The sequence below is a fragment of the Blautia sp. DFI.1.216 genome (assembly GCF_020594215.1).
Lineage (GTDB): Bacteria > Bacillota > Clostridia > Lachnospirales > Lachnospiraceae > Blautia_A > Blautia_A wexlerae.
This window is the reverse complement of sequence record NZ_JAJDML010000015.1, coordinates 70,614-82,935: the sequence shown is the minus strand read 5'-3', so window position 1 is coordinate 82,935 and position 12,322 is coordinate 70,614. Positions and strand designations below refer to the sequence as shown.

Below are 12,322 nucleotides of genomic sequence, written 5' to 3'. Positions count from 1 at the left end.
TATTTAGTCTGACGCCTAAAGCGTCTGGAAGCACGTGACTTCAGTCATGTGAGGATATAATTCACGAGTGTGGAATAGCAATAAAACAGGAAAAAGCTCTGGATGGTGATAATCTGGTGCTGCGGCTGAAAAAACTGCGGCATCAGAATACCGGACAGGGCTTTTTGTAATATACGCATATGTGGAAAAATTCAGGGACATTAAGAGCTTTTTAAAACCGTATTTACAGAAAATGGAAATAAATATGGTATATTAAAAAAATAAGATGTAATATTCTTATATTTCTATAACAGTAAGAAATTGTACAGAAATGGAGGAAGAGTATATGAAGAATAAGAAAATGCTTGCAATGCTTCTGGCACTTACCGTGACAGCGGCAGGAACACCAGTATATGCCGCGGATTTTTCAGATGGAAATCTGGAAAGTGTGCAGGAAGTGGCAGAACCGGAAAAAATTCTGACGGGAGATACTGCTCTGGAAGAAGATAGTAATGCACAGGAGAATCAGGAAAGTGATGAATCCGGGGTTACGTCAGCAGAGGAAACCGATGAATTTACAGAAGAAGATGTGGCTTCTGCATTTACGGATGACACGGAGAATGAAGTGGCAGAGGCGCAGAGTTCGGATACGGAAAGTGGAAGTGAAGAGGTGACAGGTACCGAAGGTTTGGAGTATGAATATGATGCGGAAACAGATACCTATCATCTGGTAAAAGGTGTCAATGTGGAGAGTGTTATAATTCCGGAACAATATAATGGAAAAATAGTGAGCGAAATCGGTGAAAAAGCATTTGCAGGCTGTGACCGGATAAAAAATGTCAGGGTAAACCGGGACTGGGACCAGGAAACCATGATTATCAGACAGTCTGCATTTGAAGGCTGCATTCATTTGCGAAAAGTTATGTTAAATCGCGTGATTAAGGTAGAAAAGAATGCCTTCAGAAATTGTCCACAGCTTTCTGAATGTGTATATATTAGTATTGACAATCTCTTTATAGACGGGGGAGAATTTATCGAAAGAGATGCATTTGATCCAGATAACAAAGTATGTGTATATCTGGGGGAAGAAAGTAACAATTTTAAAGGCAATAAGCAGTATTTTGTAGCTGGTTTATTTGATGAAGATTATGTATTTAAAGAAAGTGGAGTCACTTATGTTTGTTATGATCCAAATATGACAGGGGATATGGAAGGTATCAGCAGAGAACATGAGGGAACAAGGATTCTGGATGTGCAGGATGAACTGGAGACGGTATTTGTCAAAGATACAAATGTGACAGGAGTGGGAAGAAAAGCGTTTTATGGGAGCGAAAAAATCAAAGTTGTGAAACTGGGAAGTCAGAACAGATATATTGAAACAAAAGCATTTTTTGACTGTGAAAATCTGGAAAGAGTATATATACCGGATACTACAAATGACATTGCGGATGATGCGTTTGATGGATGTAATTCTCTGGTAATTTATACCCCTAAGGGTTCCTATGCGGAAAAATTTGCAAGAAAACATAATATTCCAGTGGTGGTATCTGCAACCTCGCAGGATATCCTGAATGATGTGAAACCGAATCTTCGAGTAACCAAAAAAGAGAAGGATGGAGTTACACTGAAATGGGAAATATCGCAGCCATATCTTGCAGAGGGATATGAGGTAGAAAGAAAAAATGCACAGGGAGAATATGTTCACTGTTCTACGATTAAAAGCAGTGAAGTTAATACTAAAGATATTGAACTATGGAATTATAGTAAATTTTATGGGAAAAATATCACTTTCAGAGTCAAAGCATATTTTGTAGATGAGGATGGAACAATCATATACAGCCAGCCATCAAATACTGTAAAAACAACTTTCTGCCCGGTACAGCCAAAGATTACATCTCTGACAAAGAAAGCAGGGAAAAAGTTAACTGTTAAATGGAAAAAGTCAGATTATGCAATAGGATATCAGGTATGGCGTTCGGTAGATGGAAAGAAAGGTGTTTGCATAAAAACAATCAAAGGCGGGGATGTGACGAGCTTTACAGATACAAATCTGAAAGAAGGCACTACTTATATTTATTGGATTAAGAGCTATCGTATGGACTATCAGAATAAAAAAATATATAGCAGGAGCAATGATTATTCCAAAAGTATTGTGTATTAGTGAAAAAATGATAAATAAGTAAAAACAGCCACCATATGATGAACATATGGTGGCTGTATTGTGGTTAGATGAGACTTAGCTTAATTGGAAAAAGTAAGTCCAGAAACTTTGCTTACAAGATCCGGCTTAGAAGTACTCTTGTTCTGAACAATATACATTATACCGGAAGAAGCAATACAAACAGATTCAATTTCTGAAATTGAAGAATTTGGAATGAAAACTTCGTCAGGGATAAGAGGCTCTTTGACAGATGCATTAGTAATCTTGTCAGGATTAATTCGATAAATTTTGGAAATTTCCACATCAGTACGATGGGTAATGAAAAATAATCCGTGATTAATATCATAATGAATATCCTGCAGAACAGTTACTTTACTAAGATAAAAAGGATTGTTGACCGTGAACTCTTTTTCAGAATCAAAACTTCCATTTTTGAAAGAGCCAATGTAAAAGTGCAGTGTCTGGCTAAATGCAGGTTCTCCGGCAAGTTGCTCATAGTTTAGAACAATAAACTTGTTATTTCCATAATATCCGATACCACCAAACATAGAATCACATTCATATGTTTCTACTATTTTTCCAGTAGAAGGATTAATTTTTGTAATCTGTTTTCTCTCAGGAGTAGTATACCTGTCGTAAGCTGCTACATATAAGAAGCCATTTACGAAAACCATACCATTACAATGTCCCAATTCTGTAAATAATTTTCTTGGGGAGAATGCTTCTGAAAAATTTTGGGAAGAAACATCAGAACTCTTAAAAAGAATACTGATTTTATCTCTAAGAACAGTATCTTTTGTAGTGTGAGTTTTAAAACAATACCCTGTATTTCCATCAAGAGTAAATGCCCCAGGATTGATGCAACTGTAGGTAGAGTTATTATAAGTTCCCACTGCATTAGGAATTTCTGTATCACCATTGCAGGAAAGTGTCATTTCCAGGATACCATCTTTTTTGAAAACCGGATTGGTCGCGCGGAAAATGGCATCTTTAGAATATTTTTCAAGGACGGATGGAGCAGAAGTTGCATTAGTGGATAAATACAAGGTTCCATCATCAGTAATATAGATGGATTTTACAACAAGTTTGCTGTAATTGCGGTTTCCGTTAAATTTGAATTCACTTGTTGGGTAATAGGTGTTTCCATTTTCTACAGAACTCAGTTCATCAGGAATTTTGGCGCAGAGAAGCATATTGTAGATAGTGAATGCACCGTCAGTTTTTTTGTTTGTGACAACAAAAAGACCGTATTTGGAGTGATAAAAAATATCCTGTGGCTGTTCATAACCGGCACTGTTATTTACATAAAAACGTTTCTTTTCCACAAATTTTCCATTGGAAAGGCTGCCAATCATATAGAAGAATGCACCATTTTTCTGCATCTTCTCAACGCCTACGATAAACAGATCTTCATTGTTAACTGTGCCATAATAAGTAATAGACTGAGGAATGTAACCATTGCCATCTTCTGTAACAGTATATTCCGCTGCGATTTTACCGATAGAAGAAACCGGCATCTTGATAATTGTGTTTTTATAGCAGGTCATATAGAGATAGTTATTATGGTAAGTCATACCATGTACAGCATAGGGAATAGAAACAGGCGTTTTTCCATTAAGTGCGTCGAAGCTGGCGGAAGCAATATTTTCAATTACAAAAATATTTGAACTTGTCTGGCTTCTTTTTGCGCAATAGGCAGTTTTTCCATTGATAGCGATACCTGCCATGTTGTCAGCACTTGGATCTGAGTCTTTACTTCCCTTGTCAGGAACAGCCGGTCCGAATACTTTGGAAATGTTGTATCTGGTTTTTGCATTTGTAGACATATAAGTGTCCTCCTTTGATTAATGTTTTTGTGCTGTTGTTTATCAGCTACACTTAATAAAGAGTCAGTAAAACTGAATTTGTAAACCAGGAAACTAAGATAGAAGAAATTTTTTTAAATGTAAAAAGACGTATCGTTTCTAAATCTTATTTACCGGATCAGTTTCAGGAAGGTATTTCGGTCGCAGGTGCCGGAAACAGTTAATCCCTGTGCTTTCTGAAATGTTTTGACTGCTGTCAGAAGACCCGATCCAAAAATCCCCGGAATCTCCACGCCGTTTGGATTGTAACCGTGTAAGAGAAGAAGGATTTCGGCAGCAGTTACCATATACTGACATTCTCCGGATGTAACATAATGTTTTCCAAGTGCTTTATCTGTATTTAAACCAAAGATACCATCGACCACCAGACCGGCACCATAATCTTTGTTCAGAGCTGTCTGGAAGACTTTGATACCGGCTTTTACTGTGGCAGTATCTCTCTGACCGGTGACAGGAATCTGAGCAGAGGTAAAACGATTCGCATATGTCTGACCTTTGCGGACATTTTCTGATTCAGAAGAAGCAGCTGGAGCCGATGGGGAACTGATATCTGTAGTTGCATCTTCTTTCATATAGCGAAGAACGCAGTCCCATCCATACTGATAAAAATAATAATCCTGGACCATGATTTCCATGCCTGTCTGATCTCCGGTTTTTCCACCGCTGACTTTTCCGTTCTCATTGATTCTTGCGGCTACAATTCTGCCATTTCCAATATACATTACTGTGTGATGCAAAGTATTAATGATCACATCACCGCGTTTCATACCGTTTCCGGTTCGGAGATTCACTCTGGAAGTGACATCTGTGAATCCACAGGCAAGAAACGCAGATTTCATATTTCCGGTATAGGCAGCTCCCTTTGTTTTTACAGGAACTCCAGCCTGCTGCCATGCAGAAATAATCAGGGAGGAACAGTCATAATCAGGTCCCCATCTGTACTGCTGATCGTATCCATGAGTGTTGTCATTTGCGATGGCCAGTGCCCATGTTACAGCTTTTTCAATTTTTGTCATTTTCATCATCCTCTTTCTTTTGGTTTTTATAAAGATGGCGTTATTTGCAACACCATAGCAGAAAGAGTAGAAAAATAAAAAAATAGAAACAAAAAAAGCACTTTTGAAGGTGATTTAAACCTTTCAGGGACAAAAAAGTGCTTTTTGAGGACAAAAACTGTATAAAAAGAAAAAAGAGTATAAAATCAATCCTGATGTGAAGCCTGATAAATCTTTATAATATCAAGCATATATTGAGCCTGTCTTTCATTCATCTGCGAAAGAACAGTAACGGCATCTTTGACTGTGGGACTCTGAATTGTTTCATTATGAGGAATAAGATCATAAAGGAAATAGTCGATTCCTACATTTAGAACTTTTGAGAGTTTTATCAGATTTTCAATGCTGGGTTGCGTCCTTCCTGTTTCGAAGCGACTGATCGTGCTGACGGAAAATCCACTTAATTCTTCAAGTTGTTCCTGTGTGATATTCAGATTTATTCTGGCTTCTGCAATTCGTTTTCCAATCGTGTTTTTCTTCATTGGTAAAAAATTCCTTTCTTTATCTGAGTTTAACAGATTGGAAGAAAGATGTATAAGGACATAAATGACGTGCGACTAGTAAAATTTGAAGTGTTAGAGGAGGAGAAAAGTAAAATATGACAGATGCAGACAGAACGGACAAAGCGGAAGAAAGAGAAAATATGTATATTATGATGTTTACACTCCAATCATTGCAAAATTATGGGCTTTCTGTAAAAAAAACTGTAGAGAGAAGTCTGGATTATTTGTGGGAATGGTATCAGGAGTCAGGGGAAGAAAGGTATCTTCTGTTGGCAAAGCAGCATATGCAGGCGTATGTAAATATGGGATTTGCACTTAATGAACAAAATCAGACAATACGTGATATAATAAGTATACTGGATCAGACAATAGCTGATTTCTACCCTAAAGATTCTTTACCTGGAAAGAGAGTGAAACTGACTAAAGCGCAGATTCGCAGTATGATTGGGAGATGGAGGCCGTCCAGGGAGAATCCTATGACAATAGGAGAATTGGTGGAGGATATTATTAAAAAAGTAAAAGAGCACCAGACGGGAAGGTATATTTACCGATATTGCAGAAGCGACTGTACTTCAGGAGAAGATGCGGAAATTTATGAACTGGTAGTAGGCAGGGAGGAGAGTTATTTTTATGATGTAAGGAAATTCAGATTTTATACGTTCATGGAGGAAACAAAGAAATGATACGAATTGCAATACTGGATGATGAGAAAGCAGATCTGGAAAAAGAAGAACAGATTACAAGACAGTATTTTTATAACAGACAGGCAGAATCTGAGATTGCAACATATCAGAGCGTGGAATGGTTTCTGCTGGGCCTCACCGAAGAACAGTTTGATATCTACATTCTGGATGCAGAGATGCCAGTAAAAAATGGAATTGAAGTGGCAAAGGAAATCCGGAAATTATATCCGGAACCGGTGATTATTTATGTTACGAATCATCTGAATTATGCGGTGGAGGCGTATGAAGTCAATACTTATCGTTATATTGCAAAAGATACAATGGAGAAGGGACTGAATGCTGCTTATGAAACATTGCTTCCGATTTTGCTGGCGAAAGAGGAAAGATACTATATTGTAAAGAAAAGAAGTGAATTGGAGAAAATAGCATATTCCGATATCTTCTATGTAAAAAAAGAGGGAAAATGTGCGGTGATTGTTCACAGAAACGGAGAAACGTCTGTCAGAGACAGTCTGTCAGCGGTAGAAAAGGCATTGGGTTCCAGAGAATTTATCGTGGCGGACAGAGGCTATCTTGCAAATATCAGACATGTGATGAAAATGAAGAGCAGAGAGCTTTATATGCGAAACGGTAATATTATTACGGTAGGAAGGGAGAGATTTAAGCATGTCAGGAAGGCTATTTTAGACTACTGGAAGGAGATTTAAAATATGTGGATGGTATTATTATATGGGGTGGCAACGTTTATGGAAACTGGGGTTGGGGTGTGGATGTTTGGTAGGATGTTTCCAGAACGGAAATCCAGTTCAGAATACAGATGGGCAAAAATGATACTTTTAACGCTCTTGATTTTGACAACATATACTATGCATAGAGCATATGGACAAGAATATATATATGAAAAATTTTTTTTTATAGTTGTTTATGCTGGAGTCATGATATCAGATGCTATCTTATATAAATATAGAGATTTTTTCAGAATCAATAAGAAGACCGAAAAAATAATTCTGTTTTCATATATATCAATAATGTTGACGTGGCAGTATTGGGTGTCTTATGTTTCTTTTGGTATTATAGCAATAGCTAATTTGTATCTTCCATTTTTCTTGCTTTTATTTTATAAGTGCGATTTCATTCAAGCATATTTATGGGAAGTTTTATATTTAGTCAATATTGGACTTGCAAAAATTTTGTATATTTACATTATAGGAATGATTAAACATAGAAGAATTGAGAATTTTCTTTTTAGTAAATCTGTACATTTTTATGCTGGTGTTGTGTATCTTTTAATATTCTATGTACTTTTTTTGATTATACAAAAAAATTTTTGCGTGGAGAAATGGTTAAAGGATTTACTGACAGACTGTAAAAAAATGATTTTATTTGTAGCTTTAAGCGAATGTAGTATTTTGTATTTTTTATTAACAATGAACTGGGGATACATAGAAAACAGAGAATTGATAATTAGTTTTGGAGTTATATCGGGAATTGCATTAATATTATTATTTGTTCTTGCACGTTTTTGGGCTAAGAGCATATATACAGAGAAAAATATTCTGGAAGTTAGGAATAATGTTATAGCAAGTCAGTATGAGGAATTAAACGAAAGTTATAAAAAATACAGATGTCTGATACATGACGAGAGACATATGATGGATTATATAGAAGAATGTATAGGGACGGGAAATTTCTCAGAAGCGCAGAAAATCATAAAAAAAAGCAGAAATAAATTCAGTGAGAGGTATTACTGGACGGGCATAACAGTATTGGATAATGTTATTTCAATAGAAAAAAGAAAAATGGATAATATGAATATAGAATTTCATATAGAAACAGATGTAACAGATATCGTTATGGAAGATATTGATATTATTATTTTGCTTGAAAATTTATTTGACAATGCGATAGAGGCGGTTGAAAAATGTGCAAATAAGAAAGAGATTAAATTCAGCATAAAAAATATAAATAGTATGCTTGTATTAAAGCTATGGAACAGTAGCTGTAAAAAGCCGAAAGTGAAAAAAGAAAGATTTGTGACTGATAAACATGATTCTAAAGGTCATGGGTGGGGATTGGAAAGTGTAAAGTATATAGTAAAAAAGTATGATGGAATTATTGAGTTTGAATATACAGAAATGTTTTTTCAAACGGTTATTATGATTGAAGGAGAATAAAAATGGACGAAAATATAAAGTATGAATTAGCAGAAGCAGAGAAATTAGAAGTAATAGATAATGCAGGGGTTGCTGAAAATGAAAAAAAATCAATTGTAACGGTATTGCTTAGTCTGTCATGTTGTGGACATATAATGAATGCTTGAAAATATTTGTATTAGAATATTGATTTTGGATATTTCTGAAAAGAAAAGCAACCATGAGTTGTATGGCTTTACAGTGCACGAAGAATATAACTTTTATATAAAACATTTCTGGAAAAATGAGTCTTATAAATGTGATTTGGCAATACGCTATGCGGAAGGAAGTCGACTTCAGAAATTAAAGGAAAAATATTTTGTAATATTACAAAATGAGATAAATGAAAAAATCAATATAGATAAGGATATGATAAGTAAAAAATTTCATGAAAATATGAATGAATTTCAGATGTTGAATAAGGATCAAGGAGATATACACAAAAATGGTCGCAGTGTATCAAAGATTGAGTTTGATAATGGCAGTATATTGTATTACAAACCTCACAGCCTTGACAAAGACATAAAATATCAACAACTATACAAATATTTATGCGAAAAAGCAGGAATATCCTGTCGGGAGGTGAGGTGCTTATCCAGACAGACATATGGATGGGAAGAAAATATAGAGAATAAATCATGTAACACAAAAGAAGAAATAGAGCGTTATTATTTCAGGCTGGGCATCCATCTGTTTCTCGGGTATGCATTGGGAGCAACAGATCTTCATGGAGAAAATATTGTTGCGTATGGAGAACATCCGGTGATTATAGATATGGAAACATATCCCGGCTATATTACAAAGAATAGTGGAAGTAGTACAGAAGAAAAAGCAGAAATCAAAATAAGAGAAAAAATTATGACATCCGTGTTAAACACGGGTATCCTTCCTGTTCTCACATGGGGAACTGGAAACAATAGAGTTCTTATGAGTGCTGTAAATATGCATGGCAAGATAAGGACTCCGTTTAAGATGCCTGTTGTCAAAGATGATAAAACATCAAATATTCACATAGAATATGAACAGGTAGAATTTGAGATAAAAGAGTGCATTGTAAGGTTAAATGGGGAGGTGGTTAATTCCGAAGAATATACAGGAGAGATTATCAGGGGATTTCGGATGGCTTATACAGAAATACTGCAAAATCAGAAACTCAGAAATATGCTGAAAACTTTTTTTCAGGGAAAATCCAGAGTAATTTTGCGACATACGCAGCAATATTATATGTATCTGTTTGCGTCGTTCCATCCGGATTATATGAAGGACCGGAAACAACGAGAGGAACTTCTTCAGGTATTGCATAAAAAAGGGGAAACCCAGTTGCAGAAAGAATTAAGAGATTATGAAATACAGAGCCTGCTGGAACTGGATATTCCATATTTTGAAATTGACGGAAACAGCAGATCAATTTTTGATGGAAATGGAAAAGAATATCAGGGATATCTGCCATGTACACCTTATGAATCATGGATAGAGCATATGAAGCAATTGAGTTGTCAGGATATGGAGCAACAATGTGATTACATACGATTGTCTATGGGATTATTAAATCATGGGTATATCGGCGAAAAAAATCCGCGATGGGCAGATGAAAATACTTGTATACATCAAATTGCAGAGTGGATTTGCAGAACAGCTGTAATTGACGGAGCTGATATTGGATGGGCTGGACTGCATTTCTGGGATAATGGATATTGGAGCCTGAAACCATGTGGTATGTATTTATATGATGGGATTGCGGGGATTGTTTTGTTTCTGGCAAAATATCTGGACCGGTATCAGGATTCGTCATGCAGGCAAGACGTGGAAAAAATCTATAAACTGGCTATTGAAAAATTAGAAAAATATACAGATCTGCGATGTGAACAAAATGAAGTACCTGAACCATTGGCAACAGGACTTTACGATGGAGAGAGTTCAATTGTATATGTTTATCTGATATTATATGAGATCACAGGTCAGGAAAAATGGATCAAGAATGCTCAGAAGCATTTTGAGATAGTAGCTAAACTGCTTCCAAAGGATGAAAATATGGATTATCTCAGTGGAAATGCAGGCGCAATCGTGGCTGCCATGAAACTTTATCAATTAACTGGAGAGATTGAATATTGTACAGCTGCGGTAGAAACTGAAAAAGATTTATGGAAAAAAGGTCAGAGAATGGAAGTGGGATATGGATGGAAACTGAAAAATCTGAAATATCCGCTGAGTGGACTTTCTCATGGAAACAGTGGCTTTTTGATGGCGTATGTGGAACTTTATAAAATGACATATGACCAGGAATATCTGAAAAAAATAAAATTGTTGCTTTCCTATGAGGATATCTTATATTCAGAAGACTTGAAAAACTGGATAGATCTGCGTGATCCGGACGGACGAAAGACAATGCGTGGATGGTGCCATGGTGCTCCTGGGATTTTACTTAGCCGTATGTCGATAATGGATATTCTGCCAGATGATAAACAGATTAAAAAGGATATCCTGCGGGCAGTATCCACATTATTTCACAATGAGCGTGAGAAAAAAATATGTCTGTGCCATGGAATGACAGGAAATCTTTTAATTATGAAAAAGTATCTGGAGAAGAATCCGGATGATGATTTAAGACAGAAATACGAAAGGCAGTTTTCGAACCTGAAGGAACAATTGCAAGATATGAGAAGTCTTATGGTTACTGAGACATTAAATCCTGCATTTATGAATGGAATAACCGGAGTTGGAATGGCAATGATGTTGCTGAACATGGATTAGAAAAGGCATTTACAGCCTTTCTAATCAGGATGTCTGAAAAAATAAGTTTTTAACAGTTTCTTTTTCTGACGATTAATGTATTGACGGGAGACATGAAGAATTGATGCAATTTCGGAATCTGTTTTATACTGGTAGAAAAACAGAGACAGAATTTTGTATTCCATACTTTGGACAGGAAAGCTTTCGATATATGTAGTTATATCATAAAGAGTTTCATCGAATGGATTATCTGCCTGTAAAGTAAGAGAACACGTATCAAAGTCTTCTCTTTCAGGTTCTGACAAATGGTATCTGCATAAAGCTCTGTAACGATTTTCTATAGCGGTCTGCATATATCTGACACATTCACCTTCGGAAAAATTTTTGCCGTTCAGGTAAGGCAGTGTATTAAGCAGAGTCAGATACAATTCCTGTGTGGCATCGTCCCGTTCCATACAGTGGATGCGGGAAGCGTAGCTTTTGATCAGAGGTTCCATACGTTTAAGAATTTCTTCACCTGCATTTTTGACACCAGAATGATAATCGTGAATTAACTGTAATAATGACTTCATAAGAAACTACCTCCTTTTTGGAGGAAGTAGTCAGAAGTGACTAAATCAGAAACTGAAAATAGAAAAAATATGAATTTATTGTAGAAAAATAAAAGAAGCGAAGTCTGACAACAGAAGAAATAAGCTTCTAAAAGGAATTGAGTTGACAAATTATGAGATTTTCTGTCTTTCTCAGAGGAACTGAAATGTTTTACTACTGAGAAAGGAGGTATGAAGATATGGAATCCACGGTTATGGAAACTGCAATATCGCAGGGAATCTGGGCCGTCCTGGCAGTTTTTCTTTTGATTTACATTGTAAAATCCAATGAACAAAGGGATGCAAAGCAGGAAGAAAGGGAAAAAAATTACCAGACAGTGATTGAGAATTTGACTGAAAAATTCCAAATTCTAAATCAGGTTCAGAATGATCTGAAAGAGATTAAGGATAATCTTCTTAATAAAAATTAAATAGGAAAAAGAAATAGAAGCTCTCTCTACAAAATGAATGTCACAGTAGGGAGGGCTTTTGTCATTCAGGTAAGAAAACAGATTAATTCAATATACAGGCAAAACACTCATATCCATTAGAATACATTTTATT

At 35.9% G+C, this 12,322-nt stretch carries 11 protein-coding genes; 7 read left to right on the top strand and 4 right to left on the bottom strand.

The window, feature by feature from the left end; translation table 11 throughout:
• The first annotated feature begins 325 nt into the window (after window positions 1–325).
• On the top strand, window positions 326–2,140 hold the full coding sequence (locus LJE11_RS08035; protein WP_020994128.1) for a leucine-rich repeat protein: 1,815 nt from the start codon (window positions 326–328) through the stop codon (window positions 2,138–2,140).
• 80 nt (window positions 2,141–2,220) lie between these two features.
• On the opposite strand, the gene LJE11_RS08030 is transcribed toward LJE11_RS08035, so the two are convergent.
• From LJE11_RS08030 to LJE11_RS08020, 3 genes are all read right to left on the bottom strand, one after another.
• Complete coding sequence (locus LJE11_RS08030; protein WP_008707196.1) at window positions 2,221–3,966, bottom strand: hypothetical protein; 1,746 nt, start codon at window positions 3,964–3,966, stop codon at window positions 2,221–2,223.
• 149 nt (window positions 3,967–4,115) lie between these two features.
• Window positions 4,116–5,021: a peptidoglycan-binding protein gene (locus LJE11_RS08025; protein ID WP_008707197.1), complete on the bottom strand. Its 906-nt coding sequence runs from the start codon at window positions 5,019–5,021 to the stop codon at window positions 4,116–4,118.
• A 185-nt stretch (window positions 5,022–5,206) separates the two neighbouring features.
• Window positions 5,207–5,542 (bottom strand): helix-turn-helix domain-containing protein, encoded by a 336-nt coding sequence (locus LJE11_RS08020; protein WP_008707198.1) that lies wholly within the window; start codon window positions 5,540–5,542, stop codon window positions 5,207–5,209.
• Between the two features lie 116 nt (window positions 5,543–5,658).
• Here LJE11_RS08020 and LJE11_RS08015 point away from each other — a divergent pair, with 116 nt between their 5' ends.
• Genes LJE11_RS08015 through lanM form a run of 5 tightly spaced genes read left to right on the top strand, consistent with a single transcriptional unit; the run spans window position 5,659 to window position 11,189 of the window.
• Window positions 5,659–6,246: a hypothetical protein gene (locus LJE11_RS08015; RefSeq protein ID WP_008707199.1), complete on the top strand. Its 588-nt coding sequence runs from the start codon at window positions 5,659–5,661 to the stop codon at window positions 6,244–6,246.
• Window positions 6,243–6,953, top strand: a complete 711-nt coding sequence (locus LJE11_RS08010; protein WP_119243023.1) for a LytR/AlgR family response regulator transcription factor — start codon at window positions 6,243–6,245, stop codon at window positions 6,951–6,953. Before LJE11_RS08015 ends, LJE11_RS08010 begins: the two co-directional genes overlap by 4 nt.
• Before the next feature lie 3 nt (window positions 6,954–6,956).
• On the top strand, window positions 6,957–8,420 hold the full coding sequence (locus tag LJE11_RS08005; protein WP_008707201.1) for an ATP-binding protein: 1,464 nt from the start codon (window positions 6,957–6,959) through the stop codon (window positions 8,418–8,420).
• Between the two features lie 2 nt (window positions 8,421–8,422).
• Entirely contained in the window at window positions 8,423–8,566 is a 144-nt protein-coding gene (locus LJE11_RS08000) for a hypothetical protein (RefSeq protein WP_020994126.1), read from the top strand.
• A complete protein-coding gene (gene lanM, locus LJE11_RS07995) occupies window positions 8,559–11,189 on the top strand; it encodes a type 2 lanthipeptide synthetase LanM (RefSeq protein ID WP_008707202.1) in 2,631 nt (876 codons plus the stop codon). The genes LJE11_RS08000 and lanM overlap by 8 nt, the downstream gene beginning before the upstream one ends.
• Before the next feature lie 20 nt (window positions 11,190–11,209).
• Here lanM and LJE11_RS07990 read toward each other — a convergent pair whose 3' ends face one another.
• On the bottom strand, window positions 11,210–11,740 hold the full coding sequence (locus LJE11_RS07990) for an RNA polymerase sigma factor (RefSeq protein ID WP_008707203.1): 531 nt from the start codon (window positions 11,738–11,740) through the stop codon (window positions 11,210–11,212).
• Window positions 11,741–11,958: 218 nt separating this feature from the next.
• Between LJE11_RS07990 and LJE11_RS07985 the strand changes: the two genes are divergently transcribed.
• The gene (locus LJE11_RS07985) at window positions 11,959–12,189 is read left to right on the top strand and encodes a BhlA/UviB family holin-like peptide (protein ID WP_008707205.1); all 231 of its coding nucleotides are present in this window, start codon (window positions 11,959–11,961) and stop codon (window positions 12,187–12,189) included.
• Window positions 12,190–12,322 lie beyond the last annotated feature (133 nt).